The following is an 18,196-nucleotide window of genomic DNA, read 5'->3' on the forward strand; positions in this document are numbered from 1 at the left end:
TAATAAAAATCCATCCGAAGTTGATCGGATGGATTTTCAATCTTTTATCTTTCCAGCATAGCTTCAGACGATTTCGAAGCTAACAGAGGTTTTGTTGCCAAGCTGACACCGATAAGGAAAACCAAATTTATAATCATCGCAATGATGCCCACATTTAGGTCTTTAACGGCTTGCGGCAAGAAAGGCAGAAGTGTACCGATCGTGTGCCCTGAAAGAGTTGTGAAGGCGACTGTCGCTACTCCTGCACCTATCCCCGCAAAGGCGCCGTATTTTGTGACAAAATTGTTTTTCATCAAACTAAATAATAGTGCCGGGAAAAGCTGTGTAACGAGACTATATCCCATTAACAGCAAGGCGACGATTGTTTCCCCGCCGTTTAGCGTAAAGTACACGGCAATCAATGCAACGACCGGTACGAGGAATTTAGCCGTTTTTGCTACTTGCTGGTCAGTGACCTTAGGATTTAGCACCTTGTAAATATTTTTGGACAACAGCGTGGCAGACGACATTAAAATCAGTGACCCCGGAACAAGTGCAGTTAATACTCCTGCTGCACCGATCACGCCGATTACCCACGGATCAAAGGTTTGCATGGAAATTTTAAGCAACGCAAGATCTGTGTCTCCTCCTGTTAAGCCAGGAACCTCTAAAATTGCGGCAAAGCCTACAAAGAAAACAAATAAAAGGACAAGAGAATATAAAGGCATGATTGCTGCATTTTTACGGAAAACATTTGCGTTTTGAGCCGTATAAGCTGAACCGAACGTATGCGGCCACATATAGAAACCAAATGCCGTCAAAAGAACGGTCGAGATAAACCATGATGAGCTTTGCCCTTGTTCGGGAAGAGCCAAGAAATTACTGTCTGCCGCATGAATAGCTTCAAACATCGGCTGAATGCCGCCATAATAATGAAGCGGCAAATAAATTCCGAGAAATAAAACCACAGCCAGAATTAAAAAATCCTTCGCAATCGCCGTCCATGCAGAGCCGTGGATCCCGGAAATCATAACATAAACCGTTACAGCTATCGCGCCGATCCAAATCGCAGCCGTCGGTGAAATGCTGCCGAAAGAAGCTTGCGATACAATCAGCCCGAGCCCTTTTAATTGTGTGATAAAATACGGAATCATCGCGACAACACCGACGAGAGATACAAAAACTCCTAAATAAGGGCTTTTAAATTTCGATACGAAAAAATCAGATTGGGACAGAAGATCATGATCCTTTGCATACTGCCATATTTTCGGCAATAGAAAGTAAGACATGATGTAGGCAATTGCCCCGTAAGAAATAATATAGTACGTCGGTCCTCCTTTGCCATAGGCCCAACCGCTTCCGCCTAAAAACGTAAACGTCGTATAAATTTCTCCAGCCATCAGCAAAAACACGAAAAGAGAACCAAAGCCTCTTCCGCCGACTGTCCATTGCTCAAGGTCCATATCTTTACCTTTTTTCGCTTGAATACCTAGTAAAATAGATAAGATAATTACACCGAAAATGATAATTAGCGCAATATTCATCGTTACTTGTCCTCCTTACTGTCAGGGTCGAATTTAAATACAATTCCCATGATAAGAGAGGACAATATCGTCCACATCACTAGCCAAAAAAGTAAAAAAGGCATGCCGAGTATAAACGGTGTTACTTGGTTAAAAAATACAACGCCAACAATAATTCCAATGAGAGGAACTAGAGCCAGCCATTTTATTGCGTGCATGAAGCAACCTCCTGTTGTAATTCTTACTCTAGAAATTTAAAAGCTGAATGAACGAATAATGAAACTCCTTTTTCAAGTGCATCCTCATCGATGGCAAAGCGTTCATGATGGTGAGGGAATGTAATGCCTTTTTGAGCATTGCCTGCCCCAACATAAAAGAAAGCACCCTTTGCCACTTGCTGATACGCAGAAAAATCTTCACCAATCATGGCAGGATCCATATGTTCGATAGCTTCCTCGCCATATACATCTACAGCAATTTCTTCAATTATTTTGGTTATGTCTTGATCGTTAATAACGGCACGATAACCAAATTGATATTCGAAATCATACTCTGCTCCGTGGGCATCTGTAATTCCTTTCAAAATCCTTTCCATGAGAATTGGAATTTCTTTTCTCACTTCCGGATCAAACGTCCTGACTGTACCCATGATGTCCACTGTACCTGGAATCACGTTATGGGTTGTACCCGATACAAATTTGGCAACGGAAACAACAGCAGGCTTCAGTGGATTGATGTTTCGGGAGACAATGTGCTGTACATTGGTAACAAATTGGGCAGCCGTGGCAATACTGTCTACAGTATTATGCGGCATAGCAGCGTGTCCGCCTTTCCCTTTCACCGTAATAAGAAACGTATCTGGGGAAGCCATCATCGGGCCGTATACGATACCGATTTTTCCGACCTCAAGATGAGACCAAAGATGGGTGCCGATCACAAAATCAACGCCACCCATTACGCCTGCTTCAACAAGCTCTTCGGCTCCTCCTGGAAAGAGCTCTTCCCCATGCTGAAAGATCAAGCGAATTTCACCGGAAAAGCCGGTTCTGTTTTCAGAAAGGACTTTCGCAGCGCCAAGCAGCATCGATGTATGACCATCATGGCCACAAGCATGCATGACGCCTGGATTTTTTGATGCAAACGGGAGGCCGGTTTTTTCTTCAATCGGCAAAGCATCCATATCTGCTCGAATCGCTAGGATTTTGCCGGGAGATATCCCGTTGATTTTCCCAACCACACTCGTTTTTGTCGGTCTTGACAGTTCAATCCCGCCAAAGGATTCGAGAGTGTTGTATACAAAATCGGCGGTTTTTTCTTCCTCAAAAGAAAGCTCAGGGTTTTCGTGCAGATGCCGTCTCCAATCAATGACTTGCTGCCGAACTTCATTAATCCATTTGGACCGTTCATTTGCGATTGTCATGGTTTCCTTCATCCTTTTCATATATTTCAGTAAGTAAAGAATTATTTGTTAATTACTAATGATAAACAACATATAAAAATTTAACAAGAATAAAAATTTAGAACTTTCCTATTTTAGTAAAGCTTCTGCAGTATTAAAACGCATACATTTATAAAAACGTTTTTTGTTTTAGGATTTTCAGTATAATTTCTTTCACTTTTAAAAAAACAGCACAAGTATACAACCTGTGCTGTTTCTTCACTTAATTGGATTTTTCTGCCGTTTCCTGCGATGTTTTGACCTTTGCATTGCCCATAAATAGAATGGTGACAGCGGCAATGGCAATTGGTACGAGCGTCAGCATAAAGATGTACGTGATACTATCAGACATCGCTTGAATAATCGGGTTCAAGATTTCATCGGGAATTTGAGACCGTGTATCAGGCTGGAAAATTTGCTGAGGATCTCCCATATCCTGCATAGGACCTGTTCCGCCCATCCCGCGAAAGGCATCAGCCAGTTTATTCGTAAACACATTTGTTTGAATTGTACCAAAGATCGTTATACCAAGAGTCATCCCAAGCGATCTGAGGAAGGAGTTGGTTGAGTTGGCTGAGCCCCGGTATCGCGGTTCCAAGTCGTTCATTGAGGCTGAAGGCAGCAGGGAGAAATTAAATCCTACTCCAAAGCCTGCCACAAGCATAAACACTGTCAGCATATACCTTGCCGTATCAGGACTCATGTTCCCGAGCAAAAGCATGCCGATAAAAAAGGCCAGAACGGATAAAATCATTAAATTCCGGAAGCTCGCCTTTGTTTGAAAGATTCCTCCGATCATACTGCCAAGAACGGAACCGAGCATCATCGGCGTCAGAATAAATCCAGCGCTCGTGGCCGAGCTTCCGTATACGGCTTGTACGAATATCGGAATAAATACCGCAATAATAATAAACGTTCCTCCGTACAGAAAAGCCAGAATCTGAGAGGTAGCAAATAGACGGTTTTTAAACATCCAAAACGAAATAATCGGTTCTTCCGCTTTTCTTTCCGCAATAAAAAAGGCCACAAAAAAAATAGCAAATACAGAAAAAAGGCCAATTATCTGAACGGAGTTCCAATCATACGTTTTGCCTCCCAGCTCAAGGGCAAACATCAGGCAGACAACCGAGACGACTAACGTAATAGCTCCCCACCAGTCAATTTTTTGTTTCTTATGCTCCAGTGATTCATTGTAGTAACGAATGATAAAAAATAAGGCAAAGATTCCAATTGGAACGTTAATATAAAATACCCAATGCCAGCCGACAGAATCGGTAATAAGAGCGCCTAAAAGCGGTCCGAGTACACTGGATAAGCCGAATACGCCGCCAAACAATCCGCTCATTCTTCCGCGTTTTTCAGGCGGAAAAAGGTCAAAAATAATCGTAAATGCGATCGGAAGCAGCGCGCCTCCGCCAATCCCTTGAACTGCCCGAAAGACGATCAGCTGATTCATGGATTGAGCAATTCCGCATAACGCTGAGCCCAGCAAGAAAAAAATAAGCCCGAACACAAAAAAACGTTTTCGTCCGTACATATCAGAAAGCTTTCCGTAAATCGGCATTCCGGCCATAACGGCTACCATATATGAAGCAGTTACCCAGGCAAATTTATCAAAGCTTCCAAGGTCCGACACGATCGCTCCCATCGCAGTCGCGACGATGGTATTATCCATGGCAGCCATGAGAATCCCGAGCAATAGTCCGGCTACCACCAGTTTATTGGAAGAATCTTTTCGGTCCATTTTATCCTCCTTATATCGTTTCACTTACGTTTTATGCAAACATTTGATAAGATAAAAATAATAATTTAGTAATTAAATATCTTGATGATCAAACTAAATTCTATAAGGTGTGGTGAGCAATGTCAACTAAAAACTTACATGATGAGCAATTTGAGGAAACGACAATCCGTCTTTTTCGAAAGCTGAGTACCAGAATGATTCTTTTTCATCAATTGGCCGCCCAGTCTCTCGGCCTTGTTCATACCGATTTAAAATCTGCTGATATTTTGATCGAATTCGGACCTATGACAGCAGGAGAGCTTGGAAAAAAGACAGGGCTCAGTACAGGCTCAGTAACAGCACTGGTCGACCGCTTGGAGAACGCAGGATATGTAAAAAGGGAAAATGACCCGAACGACCGCCGGCGGGTTATCATCGTCCCCGTGCAGGAATCTAGACAACCGATTAAAAAGCTGTTTTCCGGTTTATCTGAATCGACAATTGCTCTTTGCAAGGAATACTCACCAGAAGAACTTGAGATCATCTTTGACTTTTTAAAAAAAGGAACAGATCTAATTGATGCTGAAATCGAAAGGATACGAGAATAATTTTACAGGACGTTCGCCTATTTTATCCCAAAATCTCCTTTTTTAAATAAAGCCTATTTTGAGTGAATAAATGAAAGCGTTTTATTCCAATGTTAATCCAAATCGTTTCAGTTCAAGCAAGATTCCCTCCAACTGCTTTCCCTTTTCCGTTAATGAGTACTCCACCTTTGGGGGAATTTCCGGATATACGGTTCTAGTGATGATTTTATTTTCCTCTAATTCCCGCAAACGCAAGGACAGCGTTTTTGGACTGATTCCCTCAAGTCCTTTTAACAGATCGCCAAAACGCAATGTCCCATCTATTAGTAATTCCCGAATGATTAAGAATGACCACTTTGCACTAATAATAGTTAATGATTTTTCAATAGGGCATTGTTCATCATCGCTTCTTTCAAGAATAATTTTCGTTTCTTCCACATTTCACACCTCTTTTCTTTTTAATTATAGCTTTTTAAATCCTTATATATCAATTACTTTCTTTTATGAAATTATATGAATGATATATCACTACTTTACAAAGGGAAGTAATAGACGAATAATGAAGGGGAAGGCTAATATAAAAAGGAGGTCAAAACAGTGAAAAACATTTTACTTATAAACGGGCATGAGGTCTATCCTCCCCAAGCCAAAGGAACATTAAATCAAACCATTTTTTCTCGTATCACGGAAAGGCTGGAGGATACTTACTCAATCCAGACTACAGTTATTCAAGATGGTTATGATGTCAGTGAAGAGCAGAAAAAATTCGAGTGGGCCGATGCTGTGATTTTCCAAACGCCGATATACTGGTTTAGCATTCCCGGCTCTTTTAAAACTTATATTGACCAGGTCTATCAATATGGAGTGTTTTTCACTGGTTCGGATGAATACGGACAGGGAGGGCTATTTACTGAAAAAAAATATATGCTTTCTTTGACTTGGAACTCACCGAACGAAGCGTTTCTTGATGAGAACTCGTTTTTTGAGGGGAAAAATGTCGATGAAGCGTTGTTCCATTTTCACAAAACTCAAGCATATGTTGGGATGAAGCCGCTTAAAACCTTCTCTTTGCATGATGTCATCTCAAATCCGGCAATTGATCAATATTTACAAGCACTTGATCACCACTTAGAAGAGGTATTTTCAATCAAAATAGCAGATGGTGATAGCGTTGACGCTGCAAAATAAAACAGCTCTGGAATTGGTTTGGCTTCAGTAAAACTGGCAATCAATGAAGGGGCTGATGAAAGTAGTGGCTGAAGCTGTCTTTTACTTGTTAAAAAACCGTTTCGTTACGGATACAGTTGGACAAGGCGGCGGCGGGCATCGCCTGCTCTAAAAAAGAAACGCGCAGAGCTTAACCGTGCTCCCTGCGCGTTTTTTATCGTCCTATCGCATTTGATTCAGTGAGAGTGACTTTTGCCGATTTTTGACTCCCATTACGGTAAAAACGAATTTGTGCGGTATCGCCAATATTCTTTTTATAGAGAACTTTTCTTATTTGAATAATATCGTTCACAGGTTTTCCGTCAAATTCGGTGATGACATCGAGCTCCTTCATCCCAGCCTCTCCGGCGGGTGAATTCGGATCAACGCCCATAACGACGATCCCTTTTGTCACATCTCGAGGAAGCTTTAACGTCTCCTGCCAATGGTTGCTGGAAATATCAGTGAGTGATTTCATTTCAATTCCGAGAAACGGCCGCCTAACCTCTCCGTACGATTCAAGATCTTGGATTACTGGAATAGCCAAATTAACAGGTATGGACAAGCCAATGCCTTCGACGGCTGATTCCGCAATTTTCATTGAATTAATGCCTATGACTTTGCCATTAATATTTATGAGCGCTCCTCCGCTGTTCCCCGGGTTAATGGCTGCGTCGGTTTGAAGAACCTCTGCATTCCAATCCGGCTCTCCGTCTTTGTTTGAATCAACGGGGATAGCACGCTCTGTTCCTGATATCACACCTTGGGTCACTGAGCCGGAAAATTGCAGTCCAAGCGGATTTCCGATCGCAATGACCGGTTCTCCAGGTTTTACTTTATCTGAGTCTCCAAAGTCAGCAACCGCTTTTATTTTGCTGTTATTGATTTTTAATACAGCAAGATCGGTCAAACTGTCACTTCCGATCAGCTTTGCACCTACCCGAGTCCCATTCTTCAAGCTGATCTCAAGATTGGTCGCTCCTTCGATCACATGGTGATTTGTGACCACATATGAGGTTCCGTCGGTTTTTTTATAAATCACACCTGACCCGGTTCCTGCTTCTCCGCCGCTTTCATCCCAAATATTCGTTTTTTGGATATTAACAACTCCGACAACCGCATCAGAAACTCTTTGGACAACATCTGTAACTGCATTGTTGACATCGACAGATACTGACCTGACCGGGAGCTCTGAAGCGTCTTGTTCAACTTGCTGCGTGCCGGTTTGCATATCATATGGCAAAAGGCCTCTGCTTGATAAAAAAGGCAGCGCCATCAGAACAAGAATAGCTCCGATAATAACCCCGATCAAACTCGAGATAAAGTAGCCCTTCCGGCTTCTCCGAGGTTTTTCAGGTATGTATTTGTGATTATAGGTATCCAATCTGTTCATCCTCTCTGGGCCAGACGTTTACCTATATTGTGATCATTTCGATGAATTATAGTCATTCGTATGAAAAAATTTATATGGCAACTAAAGGGGTAGGTATCTTTGGATCGGTATCATACAGTTCGAACGTTTCCCCCGTCACAAATCCTTTCGATGCAAGAGTTTGTTTGACAGACATTCTGGCCAGATCCTTCATATTGTTGTCTTGGCTTAAATGCGCCAAGTAAATTCTCGAGGTTTGATCTCCGATTACATCCGTCATCGCAAGCGCCGCATCTTCGTTCGATACATGTCCCACATCACTTAATATTCTGCGCTTGATGTTCCACGGATATCTTCCCATTTGCAGCATTCCAACGTCATGATTGCTTTCAAATACAAATGCGTTTGCTGATCGGATGATCCCCTTCATCCGGTCACTGACATAGCCCGTGTCCGTCATTAATGCTAATTTTCTGCCGCCATAGTGAAACACGTAAAACATCGGTTCTGCCGCATCGTGTGAAACGCCGAAGGATTCAATATCCAATGAGCCAAAGGATTTCACTGCTTCCATCGGAAAAATAAATTTTTGGTCTGAATGAACAGTGCCAATCATATTTTCCATCGCTTTCCACGTTTTTTCATTCGCATAAATCGGAAGCTTATATTTTCTTGCGAGGACGCCAAGTCCCTTGATATGGTCGCTGTGTTCATGCGTGACAAAGATTCCGTCTAATTGATCCAGCTTTTTGCCGATCTGGCTCATCAGGCCTTCCATCGCTTTACCGCTTAATCCCGCATCCACCAAAAATGCATGGTCTTCGGTCTCTAGATAAAAAGAGTTCCCCGTACTTCCGCTCGCGAGCACGCTGAATTGCAAGCTCATATTTCTCTCACTCCATTATTCGTTTTCTTTCTGCTTTACTTCTCCTTTAATGATTTCACCATCAATTGCGTGAACCATAAATTCCTCGTATATTTCTTGTCCATTTTCATCTTTTCGCTTAATTTCGATGCGCCAAGCGGGAGCCAGATTTCGAAATGTGGGCAACGGATACTGCGTATAATAGCCTAATTCCCATTCAATAATTTCACTGTTTTCCTGCAGACGGCCTTGGCTGTAAATCACATTCACGGCTTCTGAAGCTGATAACATCGGCTCCGGATTCTCTAATTCTTTTATATCTGTCAGCATAGACTGAGTGTAGCCAGTCACTTCATTTTTGTCATTATAATAAATCGTAATTTTCCCCATATTGGCATCGGTGCCCTCCCCTTCAAAGAGTGTTCGGCCATTATAGGTTTGATAATAAATAATTTGCCTGCTTACTTTATCTATCTTCCATAACTTATAGTTGTTTCCGTTTAATAGCTGCTTGGCGACAAATTCGTTTGCCCTGCTTGCAAGATCTGATTCTATTAACGCATACGGAGCCGTGAGACCCATGTTGAGTTCGTTGACAGGGTTGTCTTCTTTTGGTTCACTCAATGAATTTAACGGTTTTTGATTTCTTAACGATTCTATTTCTTCCTTGGAAAAGCTCTTTCTTTGAGCGGTAATGTACGAACCTTTTTCTACAGTCGTAGGCAGCCGTTTCAAATTTTTTATTCCTTCAGCTTCCATTTCTTGCTGACGGGTCATTTTTACAATATTTTCTGGTCGTTCTTCTTTCTTTTTAAAATATTCGACTGCGAGAAAGATATCGAGTATCAGGAAGGCAATGATGAAAATTGTTGTTGTTTTACTCCACTCCACTGCCTTCACCCTTTTCATTCATTAGATTCTCCGTAAGCAGAACGATTTGACCATTTTTAAGAACCAGTGACCAGACTGGTGTTGCTACTACATAACGGTCTTGTTCACTCGGAGATAACATATATGCTGGCGTAATCTGATCAATATCATCAAACTTGTACATACTCTGATCCTTAAGCCACTTCACGAGCTCACTGCCGCTCATTATTTCCGTATCGTTTGTTTCAAGCGGAATATCGTCAAGACTAAAGGTCGGTCTTTTATAATCCCATAATTCTTCATTGGACCATTGCAATTCAATCGATGGGATGCCATAAGAATTATCAGGATTGTTTAATACCGGAACGTGGTCCATTTCCATATTGAAGTAAACTTCCTGCCGGTCCGTCATATAAAAAAACTGGTAGTTGTCCGTCCATCCTCCATGGCTGTTTAAATATTCAAGACTCCGTCTAATAAGCTGGGCACTAGGCAAGGTTGTTGTCGGAGTGATTTTCCGATTTTGGAATTGAAGCTGTTTTTGACTCGGGATAATCTGAAGCAACTTGATTCCATCTGTAAAAAGTGTTTTGTTAAAGCCTGATTCCTGCTTCACATATTTTAGATTATCAAACAGCGCGCTTTTAAAAGTTTCCGATGAATAGTTCTTTGTTGCAAAAAGCTTTCTGTCCATGTGCAACGGTTGATTTGGTAAAAAAAACTGTTTCTGCTTTTGCTCAAGGTCTTCCGTAAAATAGGTCGGATAGTTTTGTTTATTGTTATCTACTTCTGCCATCAAATTCTGAAAGTCTGCCGCTTCAACGGTAGCTTCAATAACAACTTGCTGTGAGGATGAAACTAAATAAATTCGTTTGTTCGAGTCATATGATAGACTCGGAATAACAATTTGATCAAATGATTTCGCTTCATAGGATTCGTCCGTCCATTGAAACAATGATCGAAAAAGATCTATTGGGAGTTCGTCACTAAAGGAAAGGACAAGCTTCGTGCTGCCGTCTTCCCCATATAACCATGAGGGAAAATTAATGTCATCCTGGTTCATTGATTCAGAAATATTTCTCGTATTCGTAACGTTCCACTTTCTGATTTTTTCCCATACTTTATCAAAATCATCAGATTGGTTCAGTCCGTAGTGCAATCCGTTATTGTGAAAAAACATTTGATTAGGTCTGACTAAATCACTCAAATCTCTTTTCTCAGTACTGATAACTTCTTTCTCTGACGTCTCAGACTCAGAACCAGTTGCCTGATTTAACGGCTGATAAGTCCAAATATTATAGGTGAAAAAACAGCTAACTAATATCAGAAAAATCAAAAAGTATGATTTCAGAGTTTCACGATTCATCCCACTCATCCTCTAGCTCTTCCCTGTATGGCAAAGTAAAAGTTATTTTTGTTCCCTTCCCTTCTTCGCTCTCAGCCCAAATATCACCGCCGTGGGCTTGTACCATTTCTTTGGCTATTGCTAAACCAAGGCCGGTTCCCCCAAGCTTTCTCGTTCTTGCTTTGTCCACTCGGTAAAATCGCTCGAAAATTTTATCAATATCCTTTTTCGGTATGCCTACTCCTTCGTCTTTTACACTGATATAAAGAAGCTGCTCCTGCTCATTCGCATTCACCTTAAAGGTAATATGTCCGCCTTCGGGAGAATATTTCAATGCATTGGAAATGATATTGTCGAGGATCTGGATAATCTTATCCTGATCAATTTCGACGTAATATTCTTTTATCGGTACCTCCCGTATAAAGTCAACATGCTGCTCCTTCGTCATTTCAAACCGGTCTATAACGAGCAGCATCAGGCGTGGAAAGTTAATCCATTCTCGATTGAACTGGTAATCCTTGCTGTCAAACTTGCTGAGCTGAAGCAAATCATTCACCAAACGGATCATTCGTTCCGTTTCATTTTGAGTGACACTTAAAAAACGCGGAGCCAGGTCTTTATTCTCAAGCGCACCTTCCGCCAATGCTTCCAAGTAGCTTCTGATCGTTGTTAGCGGCGTACGCAGTTCATGAGATACATTTGCAACAAATTCTCTTCTCTCTTGATCTATTTTTTCCTGCTCTGTCACATCATAGATTACAGCAATCAAACCCTCGTTGATTCCGTGTTCTTTTTGAATGACCGAGAAATTTACGCGGAGAACAGAAACGTCTCCGTCCTTTTCAATTTCTAATACGAGTGACTCCTGCTGAAGTTCAAGCAGGTTTTCAAATGTGTAATGATCATCTAACCCTAGCAAGGACGTAATCGGCATCTCCAAGGCAGTTTCACGTGAAACATTTAATAGTTCCAAAGCAGGGCTATTTAACAAAACAATGGCGCCGTTGCTGTTCGTAGCGATAACCCCGTCCGTCATATAGGCAATAACCGACGAAAGTTTTTTTCGTTCGCCTTCAGTCATCAGCTGTGCCTCTTCCAGCTCATGAGTCAAATGATTAAACGAGCTTGCCAGCTGGCCGATTTCATCGAAGCCATAGATTTTAACCTTCCGTGAAAAGTTCCCTTTGGCCAGCTCCACTGCTTGTTTTCTCATATCCGTTAAAGGGTGGGTAATCGTTCTCGCAAGAAACACTCCAAGTGCAGCAGTAACGACTAACGCCATTCCCGTACCTGAGGCAAGAATCCCGTTTATTGTTGTTATCTGTCCATAGACATTGTCCATCGATGAAAGAACATATATCGCACCCAGGTTTTCCTGAGACTCCCTCGATTTAATTGGAGTCACTGTGATGAGTACCCTTCGATCGTTTTCGTCGTCATAATATTGTTTACTATTTGTCTTCTCAGGATTGATGAGAAAATTTTTGATGATCGACTCTCTTATTTTTTTCCCAACGATATCTGAATTTGTGCTGTCGGACTTCGTAATGACATCACTGAACGAATTAAGAACGCGTATTTCAAGGATTTCTTCTCTTCTGGTATTGGCCAATACCCGATTAATATCTTCTTCTAAAGTCGGTGTGCTTTCATTTCTTGATTTGCTCATTTCTTGTTCAACATTATATGAAAGAACGTCGATCCATTGGTTTGTTGAATCTTTATACGTATTAACGAGAGAAGTTTCAAGCTGCCGTACGAAGTACACGCCGATAATTTGTATAGCAATGACGAGAAGCAGCACAAATATCGCGGCAAACTTGAAATGTATGGATCGAAAAAATCCAACCTTGTTCATAAAGCTAATCCTGCTCCGGATTTCTTAAGTAGTAACCCACTCCGCGCCTTGTTACGATCCAGCTTGGATGACTCGGGTTATCTTCAATTTTTTCCCTAAGTCTTCGAACGGTAACGTCTACTGTCCGTACATCACCAAAATAATCATATCCCCATACCGTTTGCAGCAAATGCTCGCGGGTCATGACTTGTCCAATGTGCTTTGCTAAATAATGAAGAAGCTCAAACTCACGGTGAGTCAGTTCAATCGTCACATCTCTTTTCGATACGACGTAAGCATCCGGGAAAATAACTAAAGACCCGATGTGAATTTCGTTAGATGTTACTTCTTCCTCAGGGGCAGCAATTGTATTTTGCCTGCGTAAATTAGCTTTCACACGCGCTAAGAGCTCTCTCGTACTAAAAGGCTTTGTGACATAGTCATCGGCACCGAGCTCCAGTCCGATCACTTTATCAATTTCCGAATCCTTTGCCGTCAGCATAATAATCGGCATGTCGTATTTCTTGCGTACTTCACGGCATACCTCTACTCCATCCTTATTAGGAAGCATAATATCGAGCAATATCAAATCCGGCTGAAGCTCCTCTGTCATTTCAATCGCCTCATTTCCATCATAGGCACAATGAACCTCAAACCCCTCTTTTCGAAGGTTAAATTCTAATATATCTGCAATCGGTTTTTCATCATCGACAACCAAAATCTTTTTTTCCATTGCCTGTAACCTCCTTGATGCTTTTCCTTCTATTATCGTATATCTTTCGTAGTATATCCTGAAATATCGAGCAAATAAGCAAGGTCTCAATCATTATAACGTTTATGTCCACAAATATTAAAAAATCCTATTTGTCCTAAAAGAGGATATCTCATTTATTGTACCATATGGTTCTATGATATGAGGGATCTATCAGTGTTTTCCATTCTTCAGTGATCGCCTCTTACTTTCATTTGAACTTGTATGACTATTATATCAGCCACTAGAAACCAGGGTGACTATGGGTTCGCCTTCGTTCATTTGTTGTTGTTAAATAAGAAAAAACTCCAGAGATGACTGGAGTATCTATTTATTCACATATTTCAGAGGGTTTTGCAGCGTTCCGTTTTCATATACTTCAAAGTGCAAATGGGTGCCTGTCGAATTTCCGGTTGACCCCATTACACCTATTTTCTGCCCTTTTGTTACGATATCGCCAACAGATACATCTATCGAGTTGAGATGCGCATACACGGTCTCCATTCCGTTGTTATGGTTAATTGTCACTTTATTGCCGTAACCGCCATCTTCACCGGCTGAGACCACTCTTCCATTGTCTGCTGCTTTAATCTCATCATTGCTTGGGCCCGCGATATCAATTCCTTTGTGCATTTTCCCCCATCTATGCCCCAATTTGCTTGAAACAATTCCACCGTTAGCCGGCCAAGCGAAATCTCCTGTCCCTTTTTCCGGAATGATCTTGGTGCCGATCGTTTCCTTTTCTTTGACAGGCTCTTTTAAAATCTCTTCATCTTCTGATTCCCGATTTGTTTCTTTTCCATTTTCTAAGACAAGGGAGTAAGTGGTTTCTTTTTCACCATTTTCTCCTTTTTCTCGAACGATTTTTTCGCCTTTAGGAAGTGACGGGTCCTCTGTTGTCTCTGTTTGAAAATTGATTTGTTCTTTTTCTTTTTTTTCTGCTTTGACGATAACTTTTACAAATGGTTCATACATTTGAATATGTACCGCATCACCCGGTTTGATTTTGCTTTCTTCCTTTAAACCCGGGTTTAGTTTCAAAAGCTCTTCTAAAGAAAGGTCATAAAGAGCGGCAATTTCCCCGACAGTATCCCCTGCTTGGACCTTATAATCCTTATTCGCAAGTGTTCCTTTTTCAATAAGCTTCGTTGCTTGTTCGACATTTAGGACGTCTTCCGGCGGAATATTTTTCTGAATGATGGAAACGTTTTTGGAAAGCGATACATCAAAAATGGACATATCTTTTTCATTAATCGGTTCCTTTTTATCGTTTTCAAGTTGCTTTAGAGTTTTATCTGAAACGTACTTTTTCTTTATGTTTTCTATAGCATGTTCAGCATCCTCTTTACTTTGCAGATAAGCTACTTCCTCTCCCTCAATTGTAAGGGCATATCCTTCTGTTAAAACGGGAAGCTCGTGATCCAGCCTTTCAAGCGTTTGTTGATTATCAGATTGCGGATGAAACGTTTGGTTGCTTACAACACGGATCGGCTCTGTAGTCAAAGATAGATTTTTAAATTCCCGCTGCGCTTTTCTAGTTTTCTCTTCCGCAAATTCATCAACTAATTTTTTATCGCTAACAGTACCTATGTACTTATCATTTACGAAAATAAGAAATACATTGTCTTCTTCTTCTGCAGATGCTGAAGATATTGAAAAAGCTAGTGAGCTTAATAGTACGATCGGTATTAGTATCTGTTTAAACCGCTTTCGCAGTTTACGTCTGTCATTGTTCAAGACTTTACCTCCAAAGAAAAATAGGCAAAAAGTCACATTTCTAGGCAATGATAACTTTCCTGCTTAACTAAAATACCATATTGAATCGATGCTTATATTACTCGTTACAAAAATGTAATAGGAATGTATAAATGACGTTACAAACTTTATGGGTTATATTACCAAAAGAGGGGAGAGTAAGAAGAAAATAAAACGCATCAGCTGTAGTCAGCCAACACGCTTTGGAAGTGGCTCGGGACGGAATCGAACCGCCGACACACGGATTTTCAGTCCGTTGCTCTACCAACTGAGCTACCGAGCCGTACACTATGTAATTGCTGTTTATCCTTCGTCAAAATCTACAGTACCTATCTTTAGAAGGCTGTCGTGGGCAGCCCCCTAAAGACAAGTGAGGATTAAAAGATAAAGCAATGACCCGTACGGGATTCGAACCCGTGTTACCGCCGTGAAAGGGCGGTGTCTTAACCGCTTGACCAACGGGCCTTCATTTAACGAAAAAATGGTGAGCCATGAAGGACTCGAACCTTCGACCCTCTGATTAAAAGTCAGATGCTCTACCGACTGAGCTAATGGCTCTTGCTATATAACACTCTTTGGATACTAGATAATTACGACGTCTCCATCTCGGGAAGCAATCCTAGAAGCAGCTCAATGGATACTTGCTTTGAAGACTGAGTTAAAAGAGCTTCATCCAAAAATATAAATCTCGTAAACAACAACGAGATTTATATTATCACAGAATGATAAAGTGAGGCAATATCTTTTTTCACTTAAACTAAATATTCTTCAAAAAAGGGGGCATGAGCGCAGGAGCTTCCTATTTATTTTTTGCTGTTTCACTGGTAGTTATAAGCTTATGAACTGATTCTCTATACACCTTAAAGCCTTTATTTTTATAAAATTTTTTGGCTTCACCATTTTGGGTCCAATAGTCAAGCTTCACCTCAGAAGCACCATGCTCAACCGCTATCTGATCGATCTTTTCTAATAGCATTGAGCCGCAGCCCTTATTTCGATAGGAATCAAGCACACCAATTTGATGGACATAAATAGATGTATAGGCCTTTTTAAAAGGGTTTTTTGGGGATTTTTTTATTTCAATCCAGGCATAGCCAAATGGTTTTTCTTCTTCAATAAGGAGAAAGAGGTGCTCCGGCTTTTGGATAATCCTGTTAAAAAAGTCTTTGATGTCGTCGAAACAATAAGGATTAAAGTTTTCTGGAGATAATGTATGATGAAGCTCTTGTACTGGCTGGTTGAGCCGGGCGATGATATCGGCATCTTGAGTTAAAGTAATCTTCATTTTGGATAATCCTCTCCATTTTTTCTTTATTATACAAGATAGAGATATTTTATCCGCCCGTTTTCAGAATATATCCTCCCATGGCACCAATTTTTCTGCTTATATACCCGCCCTACGCGTCTTCATGCAAAAAAACCCTCTGCACACTGGCAGAGGATTTTCGATCACTATATTAGCTTAAACGGTAAACACTGCGGACGACGTTCGTTTGTGAACGGTCAGGTCCAACAGAGAAAATTGAAAGAGGGATACCAGTAAGCTGGGAAATGCGCTCCAAATAATGTCTGGCATTTGGCGGGAGCTCTCCTAGCGTTTTTACTCCGGTAATATCTTCTGTCCAGCCTGGCAATTCTTCATAAACCGGCTCACATTCTGCAAGAACCTTTAAGCTTGCAGGGAATTCTTCAATAATTTCCCCTTTGTACTTGTAGGCAACGCAGATTTTAAGCGTTTCAATTCCGGACAACACATCAACTAAGTTTAATGATAAGTCGGTTATTCCGCTTACTCGTCTCGCATGACGGACTACGACGCTATCAAACCAGCCTACACGGCGCGGTCTTCCTGTCGTTGTTCCGTATTCGCGGCCGACTTCGCGAATTCGATCGCCAATTTCATCATGCAATTCAGTTGGAAACGGTCCGTCTCCTACACGAGTCGTATACGCCTTCGAAATTCCAACTACATGCTGAATTTTTGATGGGCCGACTCCGGATCCGATCGTTACACCACCTGCAACCGGATTGGAAGAAGTAACAAATGGATATGTTCCTTGATCGATATCAAGCATAACGCCTTGTGCACCTTCAAATAATACGCGGCGACCATCATCAAGGGCGTCGTTCAAAACGACAGATGTATCGACGACATATTGCTTGAATTGCTGTCCGTACTCATAATACTCGTCTAATATATCTTCTATGTTAAAGCCTTCGGTCTCATACATTTTTTCCAGCAAACGGTTTTTCTCTTCGAGGTTACGTGCCAATTTTTCTTCAAACGTCTCGCGATCCAAAAGATCCGCAATCCGGATGCCTATTCTGGCCGCTTTATCCATGTATGCAGGTCCGATCCCTTTTTTCGTTGTTCCGATCTTGTTAGCGCCTTTCCGTTCTTCTTCAACCTCATCCAGCTTTAAGTGGTAAGGCAGAATCACATGGGCCCTATTGCTGATTCTCAGGTTATCAGTACTGATATTCCGCTCATGAAGGTATGTAAGCTCCTGCACTAATGCTTTCGGGTCTACAACCATTCCGTTTCCGATCACACAAATTTTATCCTTATAAAAAATGCCGGATGGAATTAAATGAAGCTTATACGTTTCACCGTCAAATTTTATCGTATGGCCAGCATTGTTTCCACCTTGATAGCGTGCAATGACTTCTGCATTTTCTGAGAGGAAATCTGTAATTTTTCCTTTTCCTTCGTCTCCCCATTGCGTACCTACTACTACAACTGATGACATCTTTCGTCCACCTCCGTACCCTTTCCAAAACGATATCATTTCAAACACATTCATTTTATCAATCCAAACAAAGAAAGTCAAATCAAAATCCGAACATTATTTTTACATATAAGTCTTTTTGTTCGTTAATAGAACTGTTTTTGTTAGATAAATTTACAGACTAGCAGGATAAAGTTTACCAGTATAATAGATATA

At 41.2% G+C, this 18,196-nt stretch carries 16 protein-coding genes and 3 tRNA genes; 2 read left to right on the forward strand and 17 right to left on the reverse strand.

Translation table 11 applies throughout. The features are described from left to right. Positions 1–44: 44 nt before the first annotated feature. From AM592_RS17560 to AM592_RS17575, 4 genes are all read right to left on the reverse strand, one after another. The gene (locus AM592_RS17560) at positions 45–1,523 is read right to left on the reverse strand and encodes a sodium:solute symporter family protein (RefSeq protein ID WP_053605000.1); all 1,479 of its coding nucleotides are present in this window, start codon (positions 1,521–1,523) and stop codon (positions 45–47) included. Between the two features lie 2 nt (positions 1,524–1,525). Continuing rightward, positions 1,526–1,720 (reverse strand): DUF3311 domain-containing protein, encoded by a 195-nt coding sequence (locus tag AM592_RS17565; RefSeq protein ID WP_053605001.1) that lies wholly within the window; start codon positions 1,718–1,720, stop codon positions 1,526–1,528. A 23-nt stretch (positions 1,721–1,743) separates the two neighbouring features. After that, entirely contained in the window at positions 1,744–2,922 is a 1,179-nt protein-coding gene (locus tag AM592_RS17570; RefSeq protein WP_053605002.1) for a M20 family metallopeptidase, read from the reverse strand. Between the two features lie 241 nt (positions 2,923–3,163). After that, positions 3,164–4,684 carry an MDR family MFS transporter gene (locus AM592_RS17575; RefSeq protein WP_053605003.1) on the reverse strand — a complete coding sequence of 507 codons (1,521 nt, stop codon included), beginning with the start codon at positions 4,682–4,684 and terminating at the stop codon, positions 3,164–3,166. A 119-nt stretch (positions 4,685–4,803) separates the two neighbouring features. Between AM592_RS17575 and AM592_RS17580 the strand changes: the two genes are divergently transcribed. Beyond that, a complete protein-coding gene (locus AM592_RS17580) occupies positions 4,804–5,271 on the forward strand; it encodes a MarR family winged helix-turn-helix transcriptional regulator (protein WP_053605004.1) in 468 nt (155 codons plus the stop codon). A gap of 81 nt (positions 5,272–5,352) precedes the next feature. On the opposite strand, the gene AM592_RS17585 is transcribed toward AM592_RS17580, so the two are convergent. Next, the gene (locus tag AM592_RS17585) at positions 5,353–5,688 is read right to left on the reverse strand and encodes a winged helix-turn-helix transcriptional regulator (protein ID WP_053605005.1); all 336 of its coding nucleotides are present in this window, start codon (positions 5,686–5,688) and stop codon (positions 5,353–5,355) included. A gap of 159 nt (positions 5,689–5,847) precedes the next feature. Here AM592_RS17585 and AM592_RS17590 point away from each other — a divergent pair, with 159 nt between their 5' ends. Then, entirely contained in the window at positions 5,848–6,438 is a 591-nt protein-coding gene (locus AM592_RS17590) for an NAD(P)H-dependent oxidoreductase (RefSeq protein ID WP_053605006.1), read from the forward strand. 193 nt (positions 6,439–6,631) lie between these two features. Here the strand turns inward: AM592_RS17590 and AM592_RS17595 are convergent, their stop codons facing one another. From AM592_RS17595 to AM592_RS17650, 12 genes are all read right to left on the reverse strand, one after another. Next, positions 6,632–7,840, reverse strand: a complete 1,209-nt coding sequence (locus AM592_RS17595) for a S1C family serine protease (protein WP_225970266.1) — start codon at positions 7,838–7,840, stop codon at positions 6,632–6,634. A 79-nt stretch (positions 7,841–7,919) separates the two neighbouring features. Further along, positions 7,920–8,714 carry an MBL fold metallo-hydrolase gene (locus AM592_RS17600; protein WP_053605008.1) on the reverse strand — a complete coding sequence of 265 codons (795 nt, stop codon included), beginning with the start codon at positions 8,712–8,714 and terminating at the stop codon, positions 7,920–7,922. A gap of 15 nt (positions 8,715–8,729) precedes the next feature. Continuing rightward, positions 8,730–9,602, reverse strand: a complete 873-nt coding sequence (locus tag AM592_RS17605; RefSeq protein WP_053605009.1) for a two-component system regulatory protein YycI — start codon at positions 9,600–9,602, stop codon at positions 8,730–8,732. Next, a complete protein-coding gene (locus AM592_RS17610; RefSeq protein WP_053605010.1) occupies positions 9,571–10,929 on the reverse strand; it encodes a YycH family regulatory protein in 1,359 nt (452 codons plus the stop codon). The genes AM592_RS17605 and AM592_RS17610 overlap by 32 nt, the downstream gene beginning before the upstream one ends. Next, the gene (walK, locus tag AM592_RS17615; protein WP_053605011.1) at positions 10,919–12,766 is read right to left on the reverse strand and encodes a cell wall metabolism sensor histidine kinase WalK; all 1,848 of its coding nucleotides are present in this window, start codon (positions 12,764–12,766) and stop codon (positions 10,919–10,921) included. The genes AM592_RS17610 and walK overlap by 11 nt, the downstream gene beginning before the upstream one ends. A 4-nt stretch (positions 12,767–12,770) precedes the next feature. Beyond that, positions 12,771–13,478 carry a cell wall metabolism DNA-binding response regulator WalR gene (gene walR, locus AM592_RS17620; RefSeq protein ID WP_053605012.1) on the reverse strand — a complete coding sequence of 236 codons (708 nt, stop codon included), beginning with the start codon at positions 13,476–13,478 and terminating at the stop codon, positions 12,771–12,773. Positions 13,479–13,823: 345 nt separating this feature from the next. After that, complete coding sequence (locus AM592_RS17625; protein ID WP_053605013.1) at positions 13,824–15,233, reverse strand: M23 family metallopeptidase; 1,410 nt, start codon at positions 15,231–15,233, stop codon at positions 13,824–13,826. 228 nt (positions 15,234–15,461) lie between these two features. Next, positions 15,462–15,534: transfer RNA gene (locus AM592_RS17630), tRNA-Phe, on the reverse strand. Positions 15,535–15,644: 110 nt separating this feature from the next. Then, a tRNA-Glu gene (locus AM592_RS17635) sits at positions 15,645–15,716 on the reverse strand. 17 nt (positions 15,717–15,733) lie between these two features. Further along, positions 15,734–15,809, reverse strand: a tRNA-Lys gene (locus AM592_RS17640). A gap of 241 nt (positions 15,810–16,050) precedes the next feature. Next, positions 16,051–16,536: a GNAT family N-acetyltransferase gene (locus AM592_RS17645; RefSeq protein WP_053605014.1), complete on the reverse strand. Its 486-nt coding sequence runs from the start codon at positions 16,534–16,536 to the stop codon at positions 16,051–16,053. A 172-nt stretch (positions 16,537–16,708) separates the two neighbouring features. Then, the gene (locus tag AM592_RS17650; protein WP_053605015.1) at positions 16,709–18,001 is read right to left on the reverse strand and encodes an adenylosuccinate synthase; all 1,293 of its coding nucleotides are present in this window, start codon (positions 17,999–18,001) and stop codon (positions 16,709–16,711) included. Between the last annotated feature and the right edge of the window lie 195 nt (positions 18,002–18,196).

This window comes from Bacillus gobiensis (assembly GCF_001278705.1).
GTDB classification, from domain to species: domain Bacteria; phylum Bacillota; class Bacilli; order Bacillales; family Bacillaceae; genus Bacillus; species Bacillus gobiensis.

What these genes read in the sequence shown, in the direction of transcription:
- AM592_RS17560 (WP_053605000.1), bottom strand. Translation starts at nt 1,523, where the DNA reads ATGAATATTGCGCTAATTATCATTTTCGGTGTAATTATCTTATCTATT.
- AM592_RS17565 (WP_053605001.1), bottom strand. Translation starts at nt 1,720, where the DNA reads ATGCACGCAATAAAATGGCTGGCTCTAGTTCCTCTCATTGGAATTATT.
- AM592_RS17570 (WP_053605002.1), bottom strand. Translation starts at nt 2,922, where the DNA reads ATGACAATCGCAAATGAACGGTCCAAATGGATTAATGAAGTTCGGCAG.
- AM592_RS17575 (WP_053605003.1), bottom strand. Translation starts at nt 4,684, where the DNA reads ATGGACCGAAAAGATTCTTCCAATAAACTGGTGGTAGCCGGACTATTG.
- AM592_RS17580 (WP_053605004.1), top strand. Translation starts at nt 4,804, where the DNA reads ATGTCAACTAAAAACTTACATGATGAGCAATTTGAGGAAACGACAATC.
- AM592_RS17600 (WP_053605008.1), bottom strand. Translation starts at nt 8,714, where the DNA reads ATGAGCTTGCAATTCAGCGTGCTCGCGAGCGGAAGTACGGGGAACTCT.
- AM592_RS17605 (WP_053605009.1), bottom strand. Translation starts at nt 9,602, where the DNA reads ATGAAAAGGGTGAAGGCAGTGGAGTGGAGTAAAACAACAACAATTTTC.
- AM592_RS17610 (WP_053605010.1), bottom strand. Translation starts at nt 10,929, where the DNA reads ATGAATCGTGAAACTCTGAAATCATACTTTTTGATTTTTCTGATATTA.
- walK (WP_053605011.1), bottom strand. Translation starts at nt 12,766, where the DNA reads ATGAACAAGGTTGGATTTTTTCGATCCATACATTTCAAGTTTGCCGCG.
- walR (WP_053605012.1), bottom strand. Translation starts at nt 13,478, where the DNA reads ATGGAAAAAAAGATTTTGGTTGTCGATGATGAAAAACCGATTGCAGAT.
- AM592_RS17645 (WP_053605014.1), bottom strand. Translation starts at nt 16,536, where the DNA reads ATGAAGATTACTTTAACTCAAGATGCCGATATCATCGCCCGGCTCAAC.
- AM592_RS17650 (WP_053605015.1), bottom strand. Translation starts at nt 18,001, where the DNA reads ATGTCATCAGTTGTAGTAGTAGGTACGCAATGGGGAGACGAAGGAAAA.